The 22,202-nt window shown below is 69.1% G+C and carries 20 protein-coding genes and 1 tRNA gene; 14 read left to right on the top strand and 7 right to left on the bottom strand.

Annotated features, from left to right (window positions below):
• Positions 1–21: 21 nt before the first annotated feature.
• Both BrevBR_RS06635 and BrevBR_RS06630 read left to right on the top strand, forming a co-directional pair.
• The gene (locus BrevBR_RS06635) at positions 22–426 is read left to right on the top strand and encodes a PTS sugar transporter subunit IIA (protein WP_056616976.1); all 405 of its coding nucleotides are present in this window, start codon (positions 22–24) and stop codon (positions 424–426) included.
• Complete coding sequence (locus tag BrevBR_RS06630; RefSeq protein WP_332641222.1) at positions 423–695, top strand: HPr family phosphocarrier protein; 273 nt, start codon at positions 423–425, stop codon at positions 693–695. Before BrevBR_RS06635 ends, BrevBR_RS06630 begins: the two co-directional genes overlap by 4 nt.
• A 1-nt stretch (position 696) precedes the next feature.
• Here BrevBR_RS06630 and trhO read toward each other — a convergent pair whose 3' ends face one another.
• Both trhO and BrevBR_RS06620 read right to left on the bottom strand, forming a co-directional pair.
• Positions 697–1,668, bottom strand: a complete 972-nt coding sequence (gene trhO / locus BrevBR_RS06625) for an oxygen-dependent tRNA uridine(34) hydroxylase TrhO (RefSeq protein ID WP_340000367.1) — start codon at positions 1,666–1,668, stop codon at positions 697–699.
• A gap of 18 nt (positions 1,669–1,686) precedes the next feature.
• Positions 1,687–1,762, bottom strand: a tRNA-Ala gene (locus BrevBR_RS06620).
• 152 nt (positions 1,763–1,914) lie between these two features.
• Here BrevBR_RS06620 and BrevBR_RS06615 point away from each other — a divergent pair.
• The 5 genes from BrevBR_RS06615 to hisS all read left to right on the top strand — a co-directional run bounded on the left by BrevBR_RS06615 (position 1,915) and on the right by hisS (position 6,684).
• Positions 1,915–2,220 carry a YggT family protein gene (locus tag BrevBR_RS06615; RefSeq protein ID WP_332641224.1) on the top strand — a complete coding sequence of 102 codons (306 nt, stop codon included), beginning with the start codon at positions 1,915–1,917 and terminating at the stop codon, positions 2,218–2,220.
• Between the two features lie 126 nt (positions 2,221–2,346).
• Complete coding sequence (locus BrevBR_RS06610; protein WP_332641225.1) at positions 2,347–3,225, top strand: 3-hydroxybutyryl-CoA dehydrogenase; 879 nt, start codon at positions 2,347–2,349, stop codon at positions 3,223–3,225.
• Positions 3,222–3,791 (top strand): phthalate transporter, encoded by a 570-nt coding sequence (locus BrevBR_RS06605; protein ID WP_332641226.1) that lies wholly within the window; start codon positions 3,222–3,224, stop codon positions 3,789–3,791. Before BrevBR_RS06610 ends, BrevBR_RS06605 begins: the two co-directional genes overlap by 4 nt.
• A 79-nt stretch (positions 3,792–3,870) precedes the next feature.
• Positions 3,871–5,139: a DUF418 domain-containing protein gene (locus BrevBR_RS06600; RefSeq protein WP_340000366.1), complete on the top strand. Its 1,269-nt coding sequence runs from the start codon at positions 3,871–3,873 to the stop codon at positions 5,137–5,139.
• 51 nt (positions 5,140–5,190) lie between these two features.
• Positions 5,191–6,684, top strand: a complete 1,494-nt coding sequence (gene hisS / locus BrevBR_RS06595) for a histidine--tRNA ligase (RefSeq protein ID WP_340000365.1) — start codon at positions 5,191–5,193, stop codon at positions 6,682–6,684.
• A gap of 485 nt (positions 6,685–7,169) precedes the next feature.
• Here hisS and BrevBR_RS06590 read toward each other — a convergent pair whose 3' ends face one another.
• The gene (locus BrevBR_RS06590; protein ID WP_332641229.1) at positions 7,170–9,296 is read right to left on the bottom strand and encodes a M13 family metallopeptidase; all 2,127 of its coding nucleotides are present in this window, start codon (positions 9,294–9,296) and stop codon (positions 7,170–7,172) included.
• 150 nt (positions 9,297–9,446) lie between these two features.
• Between BrevBR_RS06590 and BrevBR_RS06585 the strand changes: the two genes are divergently transcribed.
• Positions 9,447–11,279 carry a cation:proton antiporter domain-containing protein gene (locus BrevBR_RS06585; protein ID WP_340000364.1) on the top strand — a complete coding sequence of 611 codons (1,833 nt, stop codon included), beginning with the start codon at positions 9,447–9,449 and terminating at the stop codon, positions 11,277–11,279.
• Positions 11,280–11,510: 231 nt separating this feature from the next.
• Entirely contained in the window at positions 11,511–12,161 is a 651-nt protein-coding gene (locus BrevBR_RS06580; RefSeq protein ID WP_332641231.1) for a TetR/AcrR family transcriptional regulator, read from the top strand.
• Positions 12,162–12,279: 118 nt separating this feature from the next.
• Here the strand turns inward: BrevBR_RS06580 and BrevBR_RS06575 are convergent, their stop codons facing one another.
• Positions 12,280–13,401, bottom strand: a complete 1,122-nt coding sequence (locus BrevBR_RS06575; RefSeq protein WP_340000363.1) for an aromatic ring-hydroxylating dioxygenase subunit alpha — start codon at positions 13,399–13,401, stop codon at positions 12,280–12,282.
• Positions 13,402–13,518: 117 nt separating this feature from the next.
• Here BrevBR_RS06575 and BrevBR_RS06570 point away from each other — a divergent pair, with 117 nt between their 5' ends.
• Together BrevBR_RS06570 and BrevBR_RS06565 are read left to right on the top strand one after the other, a co-directional pair.
• Positions 13,519–14,475: an alpha/beta fold hydrolase gene (locus BrevBR_RS06570; protein ID WP_340000362.1), complete on the top strand. Its 957-nt coding sequence runs from the start codon at positions 13,519–13,521 to the stop codon at positions 14,473–14,475.
• Between the two features lie 117 nt (positions 14,476–14,592).
• Positions 14,593–16,698: a transglycosylase domain-containing protein gene (locus tag BrevBR_RS06565; RefSeq protein ID WP_332641234.1), complete on the top strand. Its 2,106-nt coding sequence runs from the start codon at positions 14,593–14,595 to the stop codon at positions 16,696–16,698.
• 198 nt (positions 16,699–16,896) lie between these two features.
• On the opposite strand, the gene BrevBR_RS06560 is transcribed toward BrevBR_RS06565, so the two are convergent.
• Both BrevBR_RS06560 and BrevBR_RS06555 read right to left on the bottom strand, forming a co-directional pair.
• Positions 16,897–17,622 carry a M48 family metallopeptidase gene (locus BrevBR_RS06560; protein ID WP_340000361.1) on the bottom strand — a complete coding sequence of 242 codons (726 nt, stop codon included), beginning with the start codon at positions 17,620–17,622 and terminating at the stop codon, positions 16,897–16,899.
• Positions 17,588–18,868: a polyhydroxyalkanoate depolymerase gene (locus BrevBR_RS06555; protein ID WP_340000360.1), complete on the bottom strand. Its 1,281-nt coding sequence runs from the start codon at positions 18,866–18,868 to the stop codon at positions 17,588–17,590. The genes BrevBR_RS06560 and BrevBR_RS06555 overlap by 35 nt, the downstream gene beginning before the upstream one ends.
• 183 nt (positions 18,869–19,051) lie before the next feature.
• Between BrevBR_RS06555 and BrevBR_RS06550 the strand changes: the two genes are divergently transcribed.
• Positions 19,052–19,606, top strand: a complete 555-nt coding sequence (locus BrevBR_RS06550; RefSeq protein WP_340000359.1) for an RNA polymerase sigma factor — start codon at positions 19,052–19,054, stop codon at positions 19,604–19,606.
• A complete protein-coding gene (locus tag BrevBR_RS06545; RefSeq protein WP_340000358.1) occupies positions 19,603–19,971 on the top strand; it encodes a DUF6768 family protein in 369 nt (122 codons plus the stop codon). The genes BrevBR_RS06550 and BrevBR_RS06545 overlap by 4 nt, the downstream gene beginning before the upstream one ends.
• Before the next feature lie 23 nt (positions 19,972–19,994).
• On the opposite strand, the gene BrevBR_RS06540 is transcribed toward BrevBR_RS06545, so the two are convergent.
• Positions 19,995–20,615 carry an SCO family protein gene (locus BrevBR_RS06540; protein WP_340000357.1) on the bottom strand — a complete coding sequence of 207 codons (621 nt, stop codon included), beginning with the start codon at positions 20,613–20,615 and terminating at the stop codon, positions 19,995–19,997.
• Positions 20,616–20,668: 53 nt separating this feature from the next.
• Between BrevBR_RS06540 and BrevBR_RS06535 the strand changes: the two genes are divergently transcribed.
• Positions 20,669–22,141 carry an ActS/PrrB/RegB family redox-sensitive histidine kinase gene (locus BrevBR_RS06535; RefSeq protein WP_340000356.1) on the top strand — a complete coding sequence of 491 codons (1,473 nt, stop codon included), beginning with the start codon at positions 20,669–20,671 and terminating at the stop codon, positions 22,139–22,141.
• Positions 22,142–22,202 lie beyond the last annotated feature (61 nt).

Here is a 22,202-nt window from a genome sequence, read left to right as displayed (position 1 = left end):
GTGAGCTTTGGTTATACCGTCATGATCGGGCTGGTTATCGTCACCCACGGGGGGCTGGCCTCTGAGTTTCTGGCGGCCATGGAGCACGTCGTGGGCCCCCAGCGGGGGGTCGCGGCCATCTGCATCGGCCCCGAGGACGACATGGAGCGCCGTCGGCGCGACATCGTCGACGCCGCCAACGCCGTGAACGACGGAGACGGCGTCATCCTGCTGACCGACATGTTCGGCGGCACCCCCTCAAACCTGGCCATTTCGGTAATGGAGGAGACCCATGCCGAGGTCATCGCCGGGCTGAACCTGCCCATGCTGATCAAGCTGGCCAGCGTGCGCGGCCGCGAGCCGCTGGAATCCTGCGTGGCCCACGCCCAGGACGCCGGCCGCAAATACATCTCCGTCGCCAGCTGGGTGCTTCAGGGCGAAAAATGACCGTCACGGCCACGGCGAACATCTGCAACACCCGGGGCCTGCATGCCCGAGCCTCGGCCAAATTCGTCAAACTGGCCTCCGGCTTCGACGCCGAGATCCACGTCACCCGCGACGGGGTGACGGTCAACGCCCTGTCGATCATGGGCCTGCTGATGCTGGGCGCCGGCAACGGCTGCGGCATCGAGATCAGGGGCGAGGGCCCCGAGGCCGAGGCCGCGGTGGCCGCCCTGGCCGATCTGGTCGAACGCAAATTCGACGAGGACCAGTAGGTCAGTCCTCCGGCGGCGGCTGAACCGCGCCGATGTGCGCCACGCCGCGCCGTTCCGCCATCTCCACCTGTTTCGCCCGCTCCAGATAGCGCGCCCGGTCCGCCTCGGTCCGGGTATCGGCGCAGCGGTCGCAGGCCACGCCCTCGACATGGCGCGGCGACTTCCGCCCCGCCTCGCTGACCGGCATGCGGCAGCCCCGGCACAGGCTGTGGCTGCCCGGGCTCAGGCCGTGGCCGACCGCGACCCGCTCGTCGAAGACAAAGCATTCGCCCCGCCACAGGCTGTCGGCCTCGGGCGTGGTCTCCAGATAACGCAGGACGCCGCCCTCCAGATGGAAGACGTCCTGCACGCCCTCGGCCCTGAGGAAGGCCGTGGCCTTTTCGCAGCGGATGCCGCCGGTGCAGTACATGGCCACCTTCGGCGGGTTCGGCCGATCCAGCAGGGCGCGGCCCTCGGTGCGGAACCAGTCGGAGAAGTCGCGAAAAGCCCGCGTATTGGGCTGGATCGCCCCCTCGAAGGCGCCGACCGCGGCCTCATAGTCGTTGCGGGTGTCGATCACGATGGTCCCGGGGTCGGAGATCAGGGCGTTCCAGTCGGCGGGGGCGACATAGGTTCCGGCGTCCAGGGGGTCCAGGTCCGGCTGGCCCATGGTGACGATCTCGGGCTTGATCCGCACCTTCAGCCGGTGGAACGGCAGGGCTTCCGCCCGGGCGTATTTGACGTCCAGCCCTGCGAACCCTGGCAGCGCCCGAATGCCCGCCAGCACCCGTTCGACCGCCTCGGCCGGGCCGGCGATCGTCCCATTCATTCCTTCATGGGCGATCAGCAGGGTGCCGCGCACCTCGGGGCGGCACAGCGCCTCCAGCCGGTCGCGCACCGCCACGCAATCCGCAACGGCGGCGAACCGGTACAGGGCCGCGACGGTCACCGGCCCGGGGGAACGCGCTGCGGCTGGACTGGCGGTCTGGGTCATGGCGGTCGTGAGGGTGCCTGGTGGAGCCGAGGGGAGTCGAACCCCTGACCTCGTCATTGCGAACGACGCGCTCTACCAACTGAGCTACGGCCCCGTTTCCGGGTGCAGGCGAGGGCGCGACATACGAGGGGCGGGGCGGGAGTGTCAACGGGCTTGAGCCCTCCCGCCGTCGCAGCGCCGGAATCCTTGGACCTGGGGCGCGGCCACGCTAGAAGCGGGGCTCAATCGGTTTCCGGAGTCCCTTCCATGGGTTACGCCATCGTCTGGCTGGTCAATACGATCCTGTCGCTCATGACCTGGGCGATCATCCTTTCGGCCATCTTCAGCTGGCTGTTCGCCTTCGACGTGATCAACCGCCGCAACCGGTTCGTCAGCCAGCTGGCTGACTTCCTGGACCGGATCACCACGCCGATCCTGGCGCCGTTCCGCAGCATCATCCCGCCGCTCGGCGGCATCGACATCTCGCCGATCGTCGTCCTGCTCCTGATCAATTTCCTCAGGATCCTGTTCAACCGCCTGACCGCGCCGATCCTGATCCAGATGCTGGGATAAACGCGACCGCTGCGACACGCCGCAGCCCCTTCGCAATCGTCCCGCGCTTACGGCCTTGCGCCGTCCGGCGAGGGTCCTAAGGTGCCGCTCCGACCGGGCTCCCCGCCCGCCAGCCAACCGGACCAAATGACCACGATCCGATCCGTCGCCGTCATCGGCGCAGGCCAGATGGGCGCAGGCATCGCCCAGGCCGTGGCCGTGGGCGGCTATCAGGTGTTGCTGTACGACGCCGCCGGCGACCGCGTGCCCCAGGCGCAGGGCGCCATCGCCGCCAGCCTCGCCCGCCAGGTCGGGCGCGGCCTGCTCGATCAGGCCGCCGCTGACGCGGCCCTGTCGCGCATCTCCTCCGCCGCCTCCCTCGCCGCCGCCGCCAAGGCCGATCTGGTCATCGAGGCCGCGATCGAGGACGAGGCGGTCAAGAAATCCATCCTCGCCGACCTGGCGCCGCATCTGGGCGAGAACACCCTGCTGGCCTCCAACACCTCGTCCATCTCCATCACCCGGCTGGCCTCGGCGACGGACCGGCCCGAGCGGTTCATCGGCCTGCATTTCATGAAGCCGGCGCCGGTGATGAAACTGGTCGAGATCATCCGCGGCATCGCCACCTCGGCCCAGACCTATGACGCCGCCGTCGCCTTCGCGGAATCGCTGGGCAAGACGACGACCAATTCCGAGGACTTCCCCGCCTTCATCGTCAACCGCATCCTGGTGCCGATGATCAACGAGGCCGTCTATGTCCTGTACGAGGGCGTCGGCAATGTCGCCTCGATCGACAAGGCGCTGAAACTGGGCGCCAACCATCCGATGGGGCCGCTGGAGCTGGCGGACTTCATGGGCCTGGACGTGGTGCTGGCCATCATGAACGTGCTCTACGACGGCCTGGCCGACAGCAAATACCGGCCCTGTCCGCTGCTCGTGAAATACGTCGAGGCCGGCTGGCTGGGGCGCAAGTCCGGGCGCGGCTTCTATGACTATTCCGGCCCGGAACCGGCGCCGACCCGATGATCCCCGTGCTGGAAAAGCCGGAAGACTTTCCGGGTCAGCAGCGCGTCGCCTGGCGGCGCGATCCCCAGCGCATCGTGCTGGCGGCGCTGGCCGGGGCCCTGTGGCCCCCGCTGGTCGTCACCCTGATCGTCTGGCCGCCCCGGAACTGGCTGCCCAGCCTTGAGATGGACTGGCGGCTGGTCGTGCTGGTGATCGGCCTCGCGGCCGCGCCGGGCGGTCTGTGGCTGCTGGCGCGCGAGCGCGACCTGACCGGCCGTCCCGCGACCCGGCTCGGCGTGGTCTGGCGCTTCATGTTCTACGGCGGCCTGCTGGCGGCGGGCCTTCAGGGCGCGCTGGCGCTGATCGTGTCGGTGGTCGGCTGGTTCGAGGCAGGGGGCATCGCCCAGGCCGCGGGCGCAACCGAGACCACCCTGCTGATCTACGGCGTCGGCGGCCTGCCCATCGCCGTGCTTCTGGGCGTCAGCTACGCCCTGTGGGCTGGTTTGTGCGCCGCCTTCATCGCCTTCATGCCCCAGCCCGAGGTCCGCGACCGTCTGGGCGTCATGCGCGACCGCGCCCCGGACTGACCCGCCGGTTACGGCGAATTCAGTTTCCAGACTCCGCCGCTTCCGCCACTCTGAGGCTCGCCAGGATGGGGGGAAGATCATGGCCGCTGTCGAAATCGAATCCGCGCCGCGGGTCGCACCCGCGCTCGAGCCCGTCCGGCCGAAAGACCGCATCTACAATCTGGATGTGCTGCGCGGCTGGGCCATCCTGGGCATTCTGGCCGTCAACGCCATCGCCTTCGCCTGGCCGTTCCAGTTGACCATGTCCGAGGCGCCGCCGCCCGGCGTGCTGACCCAGGCCGACCACATCGGCATGTGGGCCACAGACGTCTTCTTCTCCGACAAGATGCGGACGCTGTTCACCATGCTGTTCGGCGTGTCGGTCTTTCTGGTCGGCGGCGAACGCTCCGACGAGGCGCGCGGAAAGCTGCTGCGCCGGCGCCTGCTGTGGCTGGGCCTGATCGGCGTGATCCACGGCGCCCTCTTCTGGTACGGCGACATCCTGTTCCACTACGCCTACTGCGGCCTGCTGGTCATGCTGATGCGCTCGTGGAGCGCGCGCAGGCTGCTGTGGGTGGGCGGGTCGATCACCCTGCTGTGGGGCCTCGTCGCCACCGCCGGCTACTGGGGCATGGCCAATATGCCGGCCGAGTTCGCGGCGAAGATGGAGGCCGGCATGCCGGTCGCCGACCCGGCCGCCATCCAGGCCACGATCGACCTCTACCGCGCCGGCTGGCCCTCCGGCCTGCTGCAGAACCTTGAGACCTGGGCGACATTCCAGCTGATGGCCAGCCCGTTCCTGATCCCTGTCACCGTGCCGCTGATGCTGCTGGGCCTGGGCCTGTTCAAGTCGGGGTATTTCTCGGGCCGGTCGCCGCTGTGGACCTATCTGCTGGTCATCGCGATCGGCGGCGCCAATCTGGCGGCCTTCGCCTGGTTCGGCTGGCAGGAGGCGATGGCGCCCGAGGGTACGGACCCGACGAATGGTCTGGCCGCCGCCGCCGGCGGCATGGCCTTCCTGATCACCCTGTTCTACGCCAGCGTCCTGATCCTGATAAACCGGTTCGGACTGAGGCTCCTGACCGCGATATTCGCCCCGGTCGGGCGGATGGCCTTCACCAACTATCTGACCCAGACCCTGATCATGGTCACCCTCTACTATGCGCCATGGGGGCCCATGTGGTTCGGCTCGCACAGCCCGGCGGAGATGTGGACGGTGGTGATCGCCGTCTGGGCCGCCCAGCTGATCTGGTCGCCGCTGTGGCTGTCGGTGTTCAGCATGGGGCCGCTGGAATGGGTGTGGCGCTGCCTGACCTACGGACGGATGGTGGCGATCCGCAAACCCGCCGCGGCCTCAGTCGCCCTCTGAGCGTTGCCCTGAACGTTGCCCGGGGGCGGGTGATGGCTTAAGCGGCGCGGCATGAGCACAGATGCGCCGACCCGCCCCGAAGCCCGCAATCCCCGCGGATTCGCCGACCGCCGCGGCGCGGACCTGACTGCCGAGCGCCGCCTGGTGGCGCGCGTGTCCGAGGTCTATGAGCGCTGGGGCTTCGAGCCGCTGGAAACCGGCGCGTTCGAATACGCCGACGCTCTCGGCAAATTCCTCCCCGACGCCGACCGTCCGAACGAGGGCGTCTTCGCCCTGCAGGACGACGACGAGCAGTGGATGGCCCTGCGCTACGATCTGACCGCCCCCCTGGCCCGCTTTGCCGCCCAGGGGTGGGAGACGCTGCCCAAGCCATTCCGCCGCTACGCCTTCGGCCCCGTCTGGCGCAACGAAAAGCCCGGCCCCGGCCGCTTCCGCGAATTCGTCCAGTGCGACGCCGACACCGTGGGTTCCGACCGGCCCGAGGCCGACGCCGAGATCATCGCCATGGCCTGCGAGGGCCTGCGCGCGGCCGGATTGGATGCGGATCAGGCCGTGGTCCGGGTCTCGAACCGCAAACTGTTCGACGGCCTGTTCGAGGCGGGCGGCGTCACCGACCCGGGCCAGCGCCTGACCGCCCTGCGCGCCATCGACAAGTTCGACCGTCTGGGCTGGGAGGGGGTATCGGCCCTGCTGGGCGAGGGCCGGCTGGACGAATCCGGCGACTACACCAGGGGCGCCAACCTGCCGATCGGCGTGGCCGCAACGATCGAGGCCTTTCTGGCCTCGGCGGGCGACGCGGCCCTGTCGCGGGCGGCGACGCTCGAGGCCGTGGCGCGCGCCGGCGGTCTCGGCGCGATCGGCGAGGCGGCTCTCGAGGAACTGGCGGCCATAGACCGGGCCCTGACCTCGATGAAGGTCAGCGAGGACGCCGTGCGCTTCGACCCCACCATCGTGCGCGGGCTGGAATATTACACCGGCGCCGTGTTCGAGGCCGAACTGCTGCTGGACACCACCGACGACAGGGGCCGGGCCGTGCGCTTCGGCTCCATCGGGGGCGGCGGCCGCTATGACGATCTGGTCGCCCGCTTCACGGGCGAGCGGTTGCCGGCCACGGGCTTTTCCTTCGGCGTCTCGCGCCTGGCCTCGGCGCTCAAGGCGGCCGGCCGGGGCGCGGCGGAGGGGGTGCGGGGCCCGGTCGTGGTCATCGTCTTCTCCGACGCCGACATGCAGCACTATCTCGACGCCGTGTCCGAGCTGCGCAACGCCGGGATCGCCGCCGAACTCTACCTCGGCCGGGCGGGCATGAAGGCGCAGATGAAATACGCCGACCGCCGCGGCGCCCCCGCCGCCGTCATCCTCGGCGGGGACGAGATCGCGGCCGGACAGGTCACGGTCAAGGACCTCGACGCGGGCCGGATCCTCGCCGCCGGGGTCACCGACAACGAGGCCTGGAAATCCGAACGGCCGGGCCAGCGGGTGGTCCCCCGCGGCGACCTTGTGGCCACCGTCCGCGCCATCGTCGCGGGCGCACACACAGGTTCGTGAGTTATCGGCGATAACCCAGGAATTCCTGACGGTTCCCTTAGGGCATTCATTGACTTGAAGCCTGAAATGTCGTCTTTCTGACGCACTCGAGAAGCGCAGCGTTTCGACGCAGCAGCGGCTCGGAGGCGTTTCGGGGAGGAAACGTCCGCTCGTCAAAGAGCGAAAAGAAGCCCGCCGCGATGTATCCCCCGCGGCGGGCTTTTTTGCGTCTGGGGCTTGGGCGCTATCGTTCGCCGCCGCCGCTCGCCGCTCGAGCGCGGGTGGCTCTCCCTCCTCGCAAGCATCACCGTGCACCCCGGGGAATGCCGGGGTCCAGATGGCGAGCGCGACAGCTTGATCAGGGATCGCGGCGCCAATCCCTGCCGACCCGGTCCGTGATCTGGACCCCGGCATTCGCCGGGGTGCACGGTGGAGGGCAGGCCAACCGCAAGGAAAAAGGGCCGGAACGTCGCCGCTCCGGCCCTCTTCAGTTCGCGCTTCGCGCCCTACCAGATACGCACCCGGTCTTCCGGGGCCAGGTAGTATTTCGAGCCCGGCTGGACGTCGAACGCTTCGTACCAGGCGTCGACGTTGCGCACGGGTCCGATGACGCGGAACTCGGCCGGGCTGTGCGGGTCGGTGGCGATCTGGTTGCGCAGGGCGTCGTCGCGCATCTTCGACTGCCAGACCTGGGCCCAGCCGTAGAAGAAGCGCTGGTCCCCGGTGGTGCCGTCCAGAATGGGCGCCGGCTGGCCGTTCAGCGACAGGTGATAGGCCTCGAGGCCCACCGCATTGCCGGCGGCGTCGCCGATGTTCTCGCCCATGGTCAGGCCGCCCTGGACCTTGAAGCCGGGGATCGGCTCGAACTGGTCGTACTGGGCGCCGAGACGCGCGGTCAGCCCGTCGAAATTGGCCCGGTCCTCGGGGGTCCACCAGCTGCGCAGCACGCCGTCGCCGTCGGACTTGGAGCCCTGGTCGTCGAAGCCGTGGCCGATCTCGTGGCCGATGACGCCGCCGATGCCGCCGTAGTTGACGGCCGGGTCCGCGTCGGGATCGAAGAACGGCGGCTGCAGGATGGCGGCCGGGAAGACGATCTCGTTGTTGGTCGAGTTGTAATAGGCGTTCACCGTCTGCGGCGTCATGCCCCATTCGGTCTTGTCGACCGGATCGTTCAGGCGGTTCAGCTGGTAGTTCCACTGGAAGAGGCCGGCGCGCTCGGCGTTCCCGAAGAGGTCGTCGGGCCGGACCTCCAGCGCCGAATAGTCACGCCACTTGTTCGGATAGCCGATCTTGACGGTGAACTTGTTCAGCTTCTCCTCCGCGGCCGCGCGGGTCGCGGCGCTCATCCAGCTGTAGGTCTGGATGCGGTTGCCCAGGGCCGTGCGCAGATTGGCGACCAGGGCCTCCATCTTGGCCTTGGACTCGGCCGGGAAGTATTCGGCCACATACTGGCGGCCGACGGCCTCGCCCAGCATGCCCTCGGCGAAGCTGATGCCGCGCTTGTCGCGGGGGCGCTGCATCGGCTGGCCGTTCAGGTCGCGCGAGCGGAACTCCCACTGGGCGTCGGAGAACCGGCGCGACAGGCGCGGCGCGGCGTCATCCACGGTGTGGAAGGCCTGCCAGGCCTGGATGACCTCGATCGGCGTCTCGGCGTAGATGGCCGCGATCTTCGGCATGGCCGTGTCCTGCCGGACGATCAGGCGCGGAACCTCGCCCACGCCGACGGCGGTGTAATAGTCCTGCCACGGGAAGCCGGGAGCCTCCGCGGCCAGCTGGGCGATGGTGTATTCGTTGTAGGTCTCGTCACGGTTGCGGTTCTGGATCGGCGTCCAGTGCGCCTCGGCGATACGGGTCTCGAAGGCCACGATGGCCTCCGCCGAAGCGGTCGGGTTCTCCCAGCCGATCATCTCCAGCATGCGGGCGACATAGGCCTGGTACAGGGCCTTCTTCTCGGCCCAGCGCTGCTCGAGATAGTAGTCGCGGTTGGGCAGGCCCAGTCCCGACTGGCCGGTCGAGACCACATAGCGGGTCGGCGCCTTCTGGTCGGTGGTGATCCCGGTGCCGAAGATCGAACCGCCGATCCGGCCCTGGGTGTCGCCCATATAGACGGCGGCCAGGTCATGGGTGTTGGCGGCGCGGATGGCGGCCAGATAGGGCTGCAGCGGCTGGGCGTCCAGCGCCTCGATGCGCGCCTCGTCCATATAGGAGCGGTAGGCGTCGGCGATCTTCTGCTCGTCCGAGCCGGCGGTCAGGTCGGTGCGCGCCGTCAGGCCCTCGATCATCGCCTTGACGCGGTTGTCGGACAGTTCGCGCAGCAGGGCGAACGAGCCGTAGCTGGTGCGGTCAGACGGGATCTGCATCCGGTCCAGCGCGGCGCCGTTGGCGTAGCGCATGAAGCTGTCGCCGGGGCTCACCGAGGTGTCGCGGCCGGCCAGGTCGAAGCCCCAGGTCCCGTATTTCGGCGCTTCGGTTCCCTGATAGCCCAGCACCGTCGCGCCTTCCTGCGGGGTCTGGAACAGTTCGTACACGGTGCAGGCTTCGTCGATGCAGCCGTGTTCATGGTCCTGTGCGGCCGCCACGGAGGCGGGCAACAGCAGCGCGCCGAATGCGGCGCCGATCAGCAGTTTTTTCATGGGGTCCCTCGACTTCGTATCTCTATGGACGGCGTCGGCGGGGACCCTACGACGCGGTTCCCGGCTGTCGCCTGAATTTTTTGTCATGTGCGACGGAAACCCGGACAGGACGGCGTTTCAGCCTGTAGGCTGAACGTCATCGGGGGTTGAATGACGATTCACGGCGGCGGCGGCGAATACAAGGACCTGGTTGTGTTTCTGGCGGCGGCGGGCGTCGTCGTGCCGCTGTTCAATCGTTTCAAGATCAGTCCGGTCCTGGGCTTTCTGGCCGCCGGCGTGCTTCTGGGGCCTTACGGTCTGGCCCGGATGGCGGACAGCGCCCCCTGGCTGGCGTGGCTGACGATTTCCGACGCCGGGCAGATTCGCTCCCTGTCGGAGCTCGGGGTCGCCTTCCTGTTGTTCATGATCGGGCTCGAGCTGTCGTGGGAGCGGCTGAAGGCCATGCGCCGCCTCGTGTTCGGCCTCGGCGTCACCCAGGTCGTGGTCTGCACCGTCGCGCTCTGCGCCGTCTTCATGCTGATGGGCCAGCCGCTGGTTTCCGCGGCGGTCCTGGGCATGGGTCTGGCCCTGTCCTCGACCGCCGTCGTCATGCCTGTGATGGCCGAGCGCGGCCGCATCTCCACCACTTCCGGACGCGCCACCTTCGCCATCCTGCTGGCCCAGGATCTGGCCGTGGCGCCCATCCTGATCACGGTCACGGTCCTGGCCGCCATGGCGCAAGGGGCGATGCCCGCAGGCGAGTTCGACCCGTCGGTGCTGAGGCCCGCCCTGCTGACCCTGATCCCCGCCGCGATCGGCCTGGGCCTCCTGGTCATCCTCGGCCGGCTGGTCCTGCGGCCCCTGTTCCGCTCGGTCGCAAAGGCCAAGGCGAGGGGGCAGGGGCAGGAAATGTTCATCGCCGCCAGCCTGCTGGTGGTGGTGGGCGCGGGGGTGGCGGCCCAGGCCGCCGGCCTGTCGATGAGTCTGGGCGCCCTGGTCGCGGGCCTGCTTCTGGCCGAGACCGAGTTCCGGCGCGAGGTCGAGGTGTCGATCGAGCCGTTCAAGGGCCTTTTGCTCGGCGTCTTCTTCGTCGGCGTCGGCATCGGTCTGGATGTGAACGCCGTGGCCGCCGACCCGGTCGCCGTTTTCGGCCTCGCCGCCGTGATGACCCTGCTGAAGGCCGGCCTGATCTACGCGGCCGCGCGGGCCTGGAAGCTGGGCAACCGCGTCGCCATCGAGACGGCCCTGGTGCTGGGGCCGGCCGGCGAATTCGCCTTCGTCATCCTGGGGGCCGGCCTGGTCGAGGGTATCGCCTCGCCCGCCTTCACCCAGACGGTTCTGCTTGCCGCCACCATCAGCATCTTCAGCATTCCGCTGATGGCCCTGATCGCGTCCCGTCTGGTGAAGAGCGTCGAGGCGGGCCGCCCCGACCTGCCGGACGAGGCGCTTGAGCCCACCGCCGAGGAGGGTCAGGTCCTGATCGTCGGCTTCGGTCGCGTCGGCCGGTTGGTCGGCGAAATCCTTCAGACCCACGACCAGCGGTTCCTTGCCATCGACGCCGACCCCTCCACGGTTGGCAAGGGTCGCGCCGAGGGAGCCAACGTCTTCTACGGCGACGCCGCCCGCGAGGAGATGCTGGCCCTGTGCGGCATCGGGACCGCGCGGGCCGTGGTCGTGACCATGGACGCCCCGACCAAGGTCGACGAGGTCGTCAGGGCGGTGCGGGCTGTCCGACCGGATATCGTCCTGATCGCCCGCGCTCGCGACGACAAGCATGCGGCGCGCCTCTACAGCCTCGGCGTCACCGACGCCGTGCCCGAAACCACCGAGGCCAGTCTTCAGCTGGCCGAAAATACCCTGATCGACCTGGGCGTACCCATGGGGCTGGTCCTGGCCTCGATCCACGAGCGGCGCGACCAGTTCCGCAAGGTGTTCCAGGCGGCCATGCCCGACGGCGAGGCGCCCCGACGCGCTCGCGCCCTGAGATCCACTCTGCGTCGCTGAGACGCAGGCGACGGAATCGGCGCCCCTGCCGCGTTAACCCCCAAGCTAACCGCTCCGTTAATCCCACTACCCCAATTTGGTCATCGTTGCGTGATGACTGCCCATCCTCGCCGTTTGGGCGATTTTGCGCGTTGTTCGCGCCCCGTTAAGACCCAACGCTTCCGCGTTCAGTTTTTACCGGCGGATGTCAGCCGCCGCTTCTTGAGTAGTCGTTTCATGCGAGATACCGCCTTGGCTTCCTCCCCCCCCGCCAACGCCGCCGAGGGGGAAACTCCCCGGCTGAACCGCCGCCAGACGGCCAAGGTCCGCACCCGCCAGAAGGTGCTGGACGCGGCTCGCCAGCTGTTCGGCGAGCGCGGCTACGAGCCCGCCACCATCCGCGACATCGCCAAGGGCGCGGGCATGTCGACCGGCGCCGTCTTCGCCAATTTCCAGGACAAGGCCGAACTGTTCGAGGCCGTTCTGGCCACGGACATGGTCAAGCTGGCCGATACGCTGAAGACCGCCGCCGCCGCCGAAACCACCGTGCGGGGCCGACTGCTGGCCGCCCTGACCGCCGGCTACCACGGCTCGCTGGAGCAGCTGCCGCTGGTTCAGGCCGTCGTCGCCCGCTCCTGGTTCCAGCCGGTCGCCGCCGAAATGCGCTCGCGCGAGGCCGTCAAGCCGCTGGTCTCGGTCGTCACCGACGCCCTCCAGGCCGGGGTGGCCGACCGCGAACTACGCCAGGACGCCGACGTGCGCCTGCTTGGCGAGATGATCTACGACGCCTGGCTGTCGAACTACCGCCGCGCCGCCTACGACGGCTGGACCATCCAGCAGCTGACGGCCCAGATCGGCAAACAGATCGACGTCATCCTGGCCGGCGCGCTCAGCCGCCAGTAAGGCCGCCGGCGCCGCAGAATGCTTCGAAGGCCGCGACCCCGTCGCGGCCTTCAGCTTTTCCAGCGCCTGCGCTCAAGCAGCGAGCGACCGCGTCGCGAGCGTAGCGCCCTGAAGAGCCTCAGCTCTTCCAGCGTAATGTCGCGGGTTTGACCGGGTTCACGAAGGCCCGTCCCTCGGCGCGGCTTTTGATCCATTCGCGCTTCAGCTGCTGGTACCATTTCGCCTGTTTGTCGGCGTCGTCGATCCAGATCAGCGCCGGGTCGTAGCGCAGCCCCTCGTTCTGCAGGTTCACCATGCCGCCGTCCTGTTTCAGGAAGGCGACCACCCCCATCCGCAGGAAGGGTTTGGCGATCCCGAACACCCAGTGGTCGGACCAGAAGATCTGGGTGATGGTCGTCCGCGTCTCCGACCGGGGCGTCAGACAGGTCAGGGCCAGCACCTGCCGTTCCCCCACCTGGATATGCTCCCAGCGATAGCCCGGCAGGCGGAAGGTGATCTCGGTCGCCGGCGCCCCGCCCAGGATTTTATAGGCGCGGCTGTTCGACGACGGCGCGTGCCGCACCATGGCGAAACCCTGTTCGCGCGGTTCGAAGGCCTTGGCCTTTTCGTGCATCGAATGTTCGGACCGCCACCACCACTGCTGATGCACATAGGGGCCGTGGGCGGGATCCATCAGGCCGACGACCGCGTGGTCGATGTGGGCGTCGAAATCCATCCACTCGACCAGTTTGGCCTCGCCGCCGACCACGCCCGGGAACTGCGGCGGCTCGTGATCCGGCCCGGCCGGATTGCGCGGGTCCGAGGCGACCCAGACGAAGACCATCCCCTGGCTCTCGCGCACCGGATAGGACCGCACCCGGATCCGGTCGGCCTCATAGGCCTGGTCCTCGACCAGCGACGGAATGGCCGCGCACACCCCGTCCGGACGGAAGCGCCAGCCGTGATAGCAGCACTCGATCGTCTCGCCCTCGCCCGGCTTCTCGACCAGCCGTCCGGCCGACAGGGGCGCGGCGCGGTGGGGGCAGATGTCGCGCATCGCATAGACCTGGCCCGCCCGCGTCCGGCCGATCAGCACCGGCTCGCCCAGCAACTCGTGCCGCTTCAGCGAGGCCGGGGCCACGTCGCGCGACAGGGCGACGAAATACCAGGCGTCCAGCACGAACCCCTTGCCGAACGCGGTCGGCGGCGCCTTGGCCTCGGGCGGGTTGGCGGAAACGGGGGCGCTGTCGGCTGGGCTCATGGCGTCAGTTTAGCGGGCCCGATGCGGGAAGTCTTGACCGGCCGCATCCGTTCGCGCCCTCTGCGGCGACTAGTGGACAGAAGCGGGCGCGTCGCCCGTTCATTCCGGGGATCCGCCATGAAGACCATGACCGCCGCCGCCGCCCTCGCCGGGGCCTTCTGCCTGATCGCCGCGCCGGCCATGGCGCAGGACCACCAGCATCATCAGCCTGCCCAGGCGCCCGCCCCGGCGCACGCCCACGGCCACGCCCACGCCGATTTCGAGTCCGGCCGCTTCCACGTCCGCGTCGACGGGCCCGAGCATCCGGTCGGCGACGTCATCCTGATCCCCGGTCTGTCCTCGTCGCCCGAGGTCTGGGACGGCCTGACGGAACAGCTGAAGGGCCGCTATCGCGTCCATCGCATCCACGTCCAGGGCTTCGCCGGCGCCCCCGCCGAGGACAACGCCACGGGCCCCGTCTCCGCGCCCGTCGCCGAGGATCTGGCCCGCTACATCGCCGAGAGGGGCCTGAACAAGGCGGCGGTCATCGGCCATTCCATGGGCGGGACCATCGGCATGATGCTGGCCGCCCGCCATCCCGACAGCGTCGGCAAGCTGATGGTCGTCGACATGGTGCCCTTCATGGGGGCCATGTTCGGCGCGCCGGGCGCCACGGCCGAAAGCGTCACCCCGACGGCGGACCAGATCTACGCCGCCATGGCCAACGGACCCGAGGAATCCTACCGCCAGCAGGCCGCCGCCTCGGTCACCGGAATGATCAATACGGAATCCCTGCGCGCCGGCCCGCTCGAGGACGCCGCGAACAGCGACCGCGCCGTCTCCGCCTCGGCCTTCCGCGAGCTGATCGTCACCGACCTGCGCCCTGAACTGCCGCGCATCACGGCGCCGACCACCGTGCTCTACGTCAAATTCAACGACCCGCGCATGACCAATGAAATGGTCGACGGCATCTACGGCGCGTCGTTCGCCACCCTCCCGTCCGCTGAACTGAAGCGTATCGACGACAGCGCCCACTTCATCATGCTGGACCAGCCCGCCGTGTTCGCCGCCGAGGTGAACGCGTTTTTAGAATAGACCCCTTAAGCGTCATGGTTTCGGCGGAAACGCCCCTCACAGTCTCGTGACTGAAGCGGGGGCGTTTCCGTTCGCGGCCTGATCGGCTAGGACCGGTCAGGGTCAGATGAGGTTTTCATGGCGGGTTCCGGCTTCAGCTTCGGACGCGGCGGCGACGCCGGCGGTCCCCGGCCCGCGCGCACGCCGGTACAGCGACTGATCTACTGGGCCGCCGTCCTGGCCGTCTGGGGCCTGATCTTCCTGGTGGTCTTCTTCGCGGTGTTCGCGCGCGACCTGCCCGACACCTCGACCCTGTACAATGTCGATCGCCAGCCCTCGATCACCTATCTGGACCGCAACGGCGCCCTGATCGCCACCCGCGGCACCCAGCAGGCCCCGCCGGCCGATCTCGCCGCCCTGCCGGACTATGTTCCGGCCGCCTTCATCGCCATCGAGGACCGCCGCTTCTACCACCACCCGGGCTTCGACCCCGTCGGCATGACCCGCGCCATGGCCGCCAACATGCGCGCCGGCCGCGTCGTCCAGGGCGGCTCGACCCTGACCCAGCAGCTGGCCAAGAACCTGTTCCTGTCCCCGGACCAGAACATGAAGCGCAAGGTCCAGGAGCTGATGCTGGCCGTCTGGCTGGAGATGAAATTCTCCAAGGAAGAAATCCTCGCCCTCTATCTGAACCGCGTCTATTTCGGCGCCGGCGCCTATGGCATCGAGGCCGCCTCGCAACGCTATTTCGACAAGAGCGCCAAACAGCTGACCGTCGGCGAGGCCGCCCTTCTGGCCGGCCTGCTCAAGGCCCCGTCGCGCTATTCGCCGGTGTCCGAAAGCGAGCGGGCCGGCGTCCGCGCCACCGTGGTGCTGAACGAAATGGTCGACGCCGGAGTCATCACCCCGGAACAGCGCGCCGAGGCGGCCGCCTCGCCCGTCCGCGTCTCGCGCACCCTGTCCAGCCAGCACGCCCAGTATTTCGTCGACTGGCTCGACAAGCAGATCCGCGAACTGGTCGGCGAACCGACCGAGGACATGATCGTCGAGACGACCCTGGACCTGACGCTCCAGACCCAGGCCGAGCGGGCGGTGCACCGCATCCTCGTGCGCGACAAGTCCCGGGGCGTGCAGCAGGCCGCCCTCGTGGCGCTGGACGGCGACGGCCGGGTCCGCGCCATGATCGGCGGCGCCTCCTACGCCGACAGCCAGTTCAACCGCGCCACGGATGCGCGCCGTCAGGCCGGCTCGGCGTTCAAGCCCTTCGTCTATCTGACCGCGCTGGAAAGCGGCTACACGCCGGAGACGCGGGTCAACGACGCTCCGATCCGCATCGGCAACTGGTCGCCGCGCAACTATTCGGGGACCTTCGCCGGCGAGATGAGCCTGTCCAACGCCGTCGCCCAGTCGGTGAACACGGTCGCCGCCGGCCTCGCCGACCAGATCGGCCGCGACAACGTCGCCCGCACCGCCCGCCGCCTCGGCATCACCAGCCGCATCGGGCTTGAGCCCGCCATGGCCCTCGGCGCCGTCGAGGTCTCGCCCCTCGAAATGGCCCAGGCCTATGACGCCTTCGCCAACGGGGGCAAACGCGTCCGCGCCTATGGCATCAGCCGCATCCGCACGCCGCAGGGCCGGGTGATCTACCAGCGCTCGGCCCGGGCGGACGGCGGCTCGGTCCAGGCCATTTCCAACCCCTTCCTCTACTACCAGAACCAGATGCTGCGCGGCGTCATGACCGGCGGCACGGGCCGGTCAGCGGCCATCGCCGGCCGCGACGTGGCGGGCAAGACGGGCACCACCTCGGACTACAAGGACGCCTGGTTCGTCGGCTACACGGGCGGCTTCGTCACCGCCGTCTGGGTCGGCAAGGACGACAACACCCCGATGCGCGGCGTCACCGGCGGCTCGTCCCCGGCGGCCATCTGGCGCGGCTTCATGGAGGCGGCCCTGCCGCGCCTGAACGCCCCGGCCATCCCCAACGGCCCGGCCATGCCCGAGGGCTGGCAACCGCCCAATCCGGTCGAGAACCTGATCGGCGAGATCGGCGACCTGTTCGGCGATGCGCCCCCGGCCGACGAGGCCATCCCGCCCGAGGACCAGCCGACGCTGGAGCCGCGCCGTCCGGAACCGGGTCCCGCCGTCGTCCGCCCGACCGCGCCCCAGCCCCAGCGCGACGCCCCGGACCAGCGGCCCGAGCCCGCGCCGCCGCCGGAGAAGAAGGCCGACCCGCTGTTCTTCTGACGGGGGCCGGTCCGCGCCGTCATCCTGCCTGCCTTCCTGCTTTCCTGCCGTCGTCCTCGGGCTTGACCCGGGGATCAGAGGCGGCGGCGGGCTGGGCGGCGAAGACGGCCCGATGACCGCGCCCGAGCTCCCATCACCGAGCACCGGATGGTCTGATCCTCGGGTCAAGCCCGAGGATGACGGCGTGAACGAGCGCGCCTAACGCCCCACCGCATGCAGCGCCGGTCCGTTATCCCTCAGCCATTTGCGGAACGGCCGGTGGTCGCCCACCAGTCTCTGCACCACCGACCAGTAGGCCGGGCTGTGATCCGCGTGGACCAGATGCGCCACCTCGTGAGCGGCCAGATAGTCGGCCACCGCCGGCGGGGCCATGATCACGCGCCAGCTGTAGCGGATCGACCGGTTGTGCGGACTGCAGGAACCCCAGCGTGACCTGGTGTCGGCGATCGAGACCTTCACCGGGCGCTGGCCGAGGGTCCGCAGATGGTGCTCGGTGCGTTCGACCAGCACCTGCCGCGCCAGTCGCTTGAACAGGTTCTCGACGCGGCGGGCGAAGGCCTCGCCCTCGCCGCCGGACTGGATGAGCGGCCCGTCGGCGCTGTCGATCAGGCGCGCCGCCCCGGCGCCGCTGACGGCCACCAGCCGCGTCGGTTTTCCAAACAGATCAATGATCGCGCCCGGCTCCAGCGGCGTCCCGTGCGGACGCTCGGCCAGACGCTCGCGCATCCACGACGCCTTGGTGCGGGCGAAGGCGACGACGTCGGCCAGCTTTCGCTCGGACGGGGCGATCAGCACCGCCTCGCCGGCGCGCCCGTCGATGCGGATCGACAACCGCCGCGCGCGCGGATTGACCGACAGCCTCGCGGCGACGCCGAGCCGTTCAGGGCCTTCAGGCGGCAGCCGCTGGCCGTTCCGGTACTGCACAAATGGCCTCGTTCTTCGCGATGAAGTCGCGCACCGCCGGATAGATGTCGTCGCGGAACCGCCGCCCGTTGAACACGCCGTAGTGGCCGACCTCGGGATGGACATACAGCTTGCGCAGCTCGTCCGGCAGGCTGCCGCACAGCGTATGCGCCGCCTGGGTCTGGCCCACGCCCGAGATGTCGTCCCTGGCGCCCTCGACGGTCATCAGGCCGATGTCCCTGATGCTGGTCAGGTCGACCCGGCGCCTGCGGTGCTCCAGCAGGCCGCGCGGCAGCAGATGCTGCTGGAAGACGATGTCGATGGTCTGGAGATAGAACTCCTCCGTCAGGTCCAGCACCGACAGATACTCGTCGTAGAATTCCTCGTGCTTGGACGCGCCGTCGCCGTCGCCCGACACCAGGTCCTCGAAATAGCGGCGGTGAGCGTCGACGTGCTTGTCCTCGTTCATCGACATGAAGCTGTAGAGCTGGACGAACCCCGGATAGACCCGCCGTCCAAAGCCCGGATAGGGCCAGGGCGCGGTGTGGATCATGTTCGATTTGAACCAGGTGAAGGGCTTTTCCTCCGCCAGCTGATTGGTCACCGTCGGCGACAGGCGTGCGTCGATCGGCGAACCCATGAAGGTCATGGACGCGGGCCGGTTCGGATCCTTGTCCTCGGCCATCAGGGCGCAGGCGGCCAGCACCGGCGGTCCGGGCTGGCAGACGCCGACGACGTGGGCGCGCGGCCCGATGACGCCCAGCATGGTCCGGACGTGGTCGATATAGTCGAAAAAGTCGAACCGGCCTTCCAGCATCGGAACCTGACGGGCGTTGGCCCAGTCGGTCACATAGACGTCGTGGTCCTGCAGAAAGCCCTCGACCGTCCCGCGCAGCAGGGTGGCGTAGTGGCCCGACAGCGGGGCGACGATCAGCACCGCCGGGGCCGTGGTCGGCTTCTTCGCCCGTTTCAGATCGCCGAGGTGACGCGCGAACCGCACCAGTTTGCACCAGGGCGAGGACCAGATGACCTGTTCGGTGGTCCGGACGTCCTTGCCATCGATCTGGATGGTTTCCAGGCCCCAGGCGGGCTTGCCGTAACGGCGCGTCACGCTCTCGAACAGCTCGGCCGAGGCGAAGGCCGTGCGGCCGAGCGCCGTGTCCGAGGCCGGGTTGAACGGAGAACTCCAGAACTGACGGGCCAGCTGGGCCCCGAACCGGAACGGCGTCGCCGAGTGATAGGCGAGCTCGTGAAGCGAATAGAGCATGGAATCCTTGATACGGCCCCCGCCGTTACGCGGCAGAGCACCATAGAACGCATCGCACTGCAAAAAGATTTAATCCTCCGCCACCCAGGGCGAAAGATCTGGGCCGTCGACCGGATTGTACGATTTCATTGAACCGGTCGGCGAACAGGCGGCACCTCTTCTCCGACGGGAAACGAGGGTGCGATGGATCGGACGAGGGAGCAGCTTCTTGACGAGTATCTGGTCGCGTCCGCGCGCATCGGGGATCGCAAGGCGTTCGAGCTGCTGGCGCGGCGGTGGCGGAAAAAGCTCCTGGCCCACGCCTGGCGGCTGACCGGGGATACGGAACTGGCGCGTGAGGCTGCGCAGGACGGCTGGATCGAGATCGTCCGTGGACTGGGCCGGCTTCGTGACGAGCGGGCCTTTCCGGCCTGGGCCTTTCAGATCGTCTCCCGCCGCTGCGCCCGGCTGGTCGGGCGGGCTCAGCATGATCGGGCGCTGGCGTCCGCCGTAGCTGCGGAACCCGTTGGCGAGCCGGAGTTCCCTGACGAAGCCGACCCCGGCGCGGAAACGCGGCTGCGCGCGGCTCTCGCCCGTCTTCCGCCCGCCCAGCGGGCCGCGGTGGGCCTGTTCTATCTCGAGGATCTGGGTGTCGCGGGAACCGCGGCGGCCCTGAACGTGCCGGCGGGCACGGTGAAGACCCGTCTCATGCATGCCCGGCGCGCCCTGCGCGCCGTTCTGGAAGGAGAAGAGCGATGAAGGATATCGATCGGATGATCGAAGAGGCGCTGGACGGCGAGGAGCAGGCCCTGTTCCGGGAAACCGCCCGCGAGCCGGACTTTTTCACCCAGGCGTTCGGCCTGCTCGGTGGCCGCAACGGCTGGGTGAACGGGTTGATCGTGGCCATCCAGGCGGCGCTGTTCGTCAGCGGCCTGTGGGCGGGTTGGCGCTTCTATGAGGCCGAGACGGCCTTGTCCGCCCTGCACTGGGGGCTGCCGGCGGCGGTCCTGCTGCTGATGTCCCTGATCATCAAACTGGGCATGATGCCGGAACTGCAGGCCAATCGGCTGATCCGCGAATTGAAGCGGCTTGAGCTCCAGCTTGCCGTCAGCCGCAAGGCCTGAGATCTGAACGGGCCATGGCGCTCCTAGCCCCGCGCCATGGTCCGTTCGATCACCTGCGCGGCCCGCTGTGGCCCCAGATCGTGGGCGAGGGCGGTGCGGAACTTCCCGTCCGGCCCCATCAGATAGATCGTCAGAGAATGGTTCATGGTGTAGCCCTCGCCTTCGCCGACCTTCCGGTAGTAGGCGCGCCAGGCGTCCGCCGCCGCCTTCACCTGATCCGGCGTGCCCGTCAGGCCGATCACCCCCCGGGGAAACCCTTCGGACGACAGATAGTCCTTCAGCGCCTGCGGCGTGTCCCGCTCCGGATCGACCGAGACGAAGACGATCTGCAGGTCCTTCGCCCCGTCGCCCATCTGCTGTTTCGTCGCCTCCAGCATGGTCAGCGTCGTGGGGCAGAAATCCGGGCAGTAGGTGAAGCCGAAGAAGACCAGCGACCACTTGCCGTCCAGCATCGTCTGGTCGACCGCCTGTCCGTCCTGGTTGACCAGCTGGAAAGGTCCGCCGACGGCCGCCTGACCGGTCGAGGTCTCCAGCGGCGGGATCGCCCCCTCGCGCTGGTTGACCACCACGATGGTCGTGATCGCCAGGGCGGCCGCGATGGCGACGCAGACGCCGGCGAACAGCAGGATGGAACGGCGCGGCATCAGGGCCTCCTCGAAAACGCGCACCCCGCGCGCGTCCGGTCTATAGAAGAGGCGTGAGCCTGTCCCAAGAGCCCCCCTTGCCGCAGCCGGCGCCCGATGACGCCGGGCGTTTCCCCGGCTGGCGCAACATGCCGCGCCGCAGCCGGGGGCTTTCCCTACGCACCCTCGTCATCCTGCGCTGGATGGCCATCGCGGGGCAGACGGCCACGGTGGCCGTCGCCACCTTCTATTTCCATTTCGACCTGCCGCTGTGGGGCTGTCTGGCCGTGATCGCGGCCAGCGTGGCGATGAACCTGAACGCCACCGCCCGGCTCAAGCGCACCGACGGCTCCCTGCCCGACGGGCGGATGACGGCGGCGCATCTGGGCTTCGACATCCTGCAGCTGTCGATCCTGCTGGCCCTGACCGGCGGCCTGCAGAACCCCTTCTGCCTGCTTCTGGTCGCCCCCGTGACCGTCGCCGCCGCCTCCCTGCCGGGCCGTCAGGCGGCCTTCATGGGCTTTCTGGTGCTGGTCGCCACCACCACCCTGTTCTTCTTCTCCATGCCCCTGCCGTGGCAGGCCGGGACCGAGCTGAACCTGCCGCCCCTCTACCGCTTCGGCATCGGACTGGCCCTGTTCACCGGCGTCATCTTCACCTCGGCCTATGCCTGGCGCGTCGCCGCCGACGCCGAGAAGCTGGAACTGGCCCTGGCCACGACCCAGGACGTGCTCCAGCGCGAACAACGGCTGGCGGCCCTGGGCGGTCTCGCCGCCGCCGCTGCGCACGAGCTGGGGACGCCGCTGGCGACGATCCAGGTCGTCGCCCGGGAGCTTCTGCGCGCGTCGGCCAAGGGCGGGGGCGCGGCCGAGGACGCCGCCCTGATCCTGCAGCAGGCCGAACGCTGCCGCGACATCCTCAAACGCCTGTCCCAGCAGCCGGAAGAGGGCGACGCCGCCTTCGCCGTGGTCGGCCTCGAGGCCTTGCTGGAAGAGGTGATCGAGCCCCACCGCGGCTTCGACCTGGTCTTTACGGTCGAGGTCCGCACGGGCTCGGGCGAGCCCGCCCCCCGCGTCCGCCGCCTGCCCGAGGTGATCCACGGCCTGTCGACCCTGGTCGAGAACGCCGCCGACTTCGCGACCTCCAGGGTCCGCGTCCGCGCCGTCGTCGACGCCGGCTTCATCGAGATCGAGGTGGTCGACGACGGCCCCGGCTTCCCCGCCGACATCCTGCCCCGTCTCGGCGAGCCCTATGTGACCAGCCGCCCGCAGGGCAAGGCGCGCCGCGCCCTGGCCGCCCAGATCGCCGCCTCCGTCGCCGCCGCCACGCCGGGCCGCAAGGCCAGGAAGGGCGTCCCGGCCCCCGAGCCCGAGGCCATCGCGCCCAGCCAGGGCGGCATGGGTCTGGGCTTCTTCATCGCCCGCACCCTGCTGGAGCGCACGGGCGGCAAGGTGTTCGTCGGGGCGGGGGACGGCGGCAAAGGCCAGCCGAAAGGCGCGCGCGTGGCCGTGCGCTGGGCCCGTCCGGCCCTGGAGGTGTCGTCGTGATGTCGCACCCTCGCGCTGAACCTTGACCGCAGCTTCGCCGTTACCGATGTGACCCCGCAGG

The sequence above is a fragment of the Brevundimonas sp. BR2-1 genome (assembly GCF_037626195.1).
Lineage (GTDB): Bacteria > Pseudomonadota > Alphaproteobacteria > Caulobacterales > Caulobacteraceae > Brevundimonas.
Note: the sequence above shows the minus strand (reverse complement) of the source record. Positions and strands in the feature narration are given on the sequence as shown.

What these genes read in the sequence shown, in the direction of transcription:
- BrevBR_RS06610 (WP_332641225.1), top strand. Translation starts at nt 2,347, where the DNA reads ATGACCACGATCCGATCCGTCGCCGTCATCGGCGCAGGCCAGATGGGC.
- BrevBR_RS06550 (WP_340000359.1), top strand. Translation starts at nt 19,052, where the DNA reads ATGGATCGGACGAGGGAGCAGCTTCTTGACGAGTATCTGGTCGCGTCC.
- BrevBR_RS06605 (WP_332641226.1), top strand. Translation starts at nt 3,222, where the DNA reads ATGATCCCCGTGCTGGAAAAGCCGGAAGACTTTCCGGGTCAGCAGCGC.
- BrevBR_RS06570 (WP_340000362.1), top strand. Translation starts at nt 13,519, where the DNA reads ATGAAGACCATGACCGCCGCCGCCGCCCTCGCCGGGGCCTTCTGCCTG.
- BrevBR_RS06555 (WP_340000360.1), bottom strand. Translation starts at nt 18,868, where the DNA reads ATGCTCTATTCGCTTCACGAGCTCGCCTATCACTCGGCGACGCCGTTC.
- BrevBR_RS06630 (WP_332641222.1), top strand. Translation starts at nt 423, where the DNA reads ATGACCGTCACGGCCACGGCGAACATCTGCAACACCCGGGGCCTGCAT.
- BrevBR_RS06600 (WP_340000366.1), top strand. Translation starts at nt 3,871, where the DNA reads ATGGCCGCTGTCGAAATCGAATCCGCGCCGCGGGTCGCACCCGCGCTC.
- BrevBR_RS06615 (WP_332641224.1), top strand. Translation starts at nt 1,915, where the DNA reads ATGGGTTACGCCATCGTCTGGCTGGTCAATACGATCCTGTCGCTCATG.
- BrevBR_RS06540 (WP_340000357.1), bottom strand. Translation starts at nt 20,615, where the DNA reads ATGCCGCGCCGTTCCATCCTGCTGTTCGCCGGCGTCTGCGTCGCCATC.
- BrevBR_RS06635 (WP_056616976.1), top strand. Translation starts at nt 22, where the DNA reads ATGATCGGGCTGGTTATCGTCACCCACGGGGGGCTGGCCTCTGAGTTT.
- BrevBR_RS06545 (WP_340000358.1), top strand. Translation starts at nt 19,603, where the DNA reads ATGAAGGATATCGATCGGATGATCGAAGAGGCGCTGGACGGCGAGGAG.
- trhO (WP_340000367.1), bottom strand. Translation starts at nt 1,668, where the DNA reads ATGACCCAGACCGCCAGTCCAGCCGCAGCGCGTTCCCCCGGGCCGGTG.
- BrevBR_RS06575 (WP_340000363.1), bottom strand. Translation starts at nt 13,401, where the DNA reads ATGAGCCCAGCCGACAGCGCCCCCGTTTCCGCCAACCCGCCCGAGGCC.
- BrevBR_RS06585 (WP_340000364.1), top strand. Translation starts at nt 9,447, where the DNA reads ATGACGATTCACGGCGGCGGCGGCGAATACAAGGACCTGGTTGTGTTT.
- hisS (WP_340000365.1), top strand. Translation starts at nt 5,191, where the DNA reads ATGAGCACAGATGCGCCGACCCGCCCCGAAGCCCGCAATCCCCGCGGA.
- BrevBR_RS06590 (WP_332641229.1), bottom strand. Translation starts at nt 9,296, where the DNA reads ATGAAAAAACTGCTGATCGGCGCCGCATTCGGCGCGCTGCTGTTGCCC.
- BrevBR_RS06565 (WP_332641234.1), top strand. Translation starts at nt 14,593, where the DNA reads ATGGCGGGTTCCGGCTTCAGCTTCGGACGCGGCGGCGACGCCGGCGGT.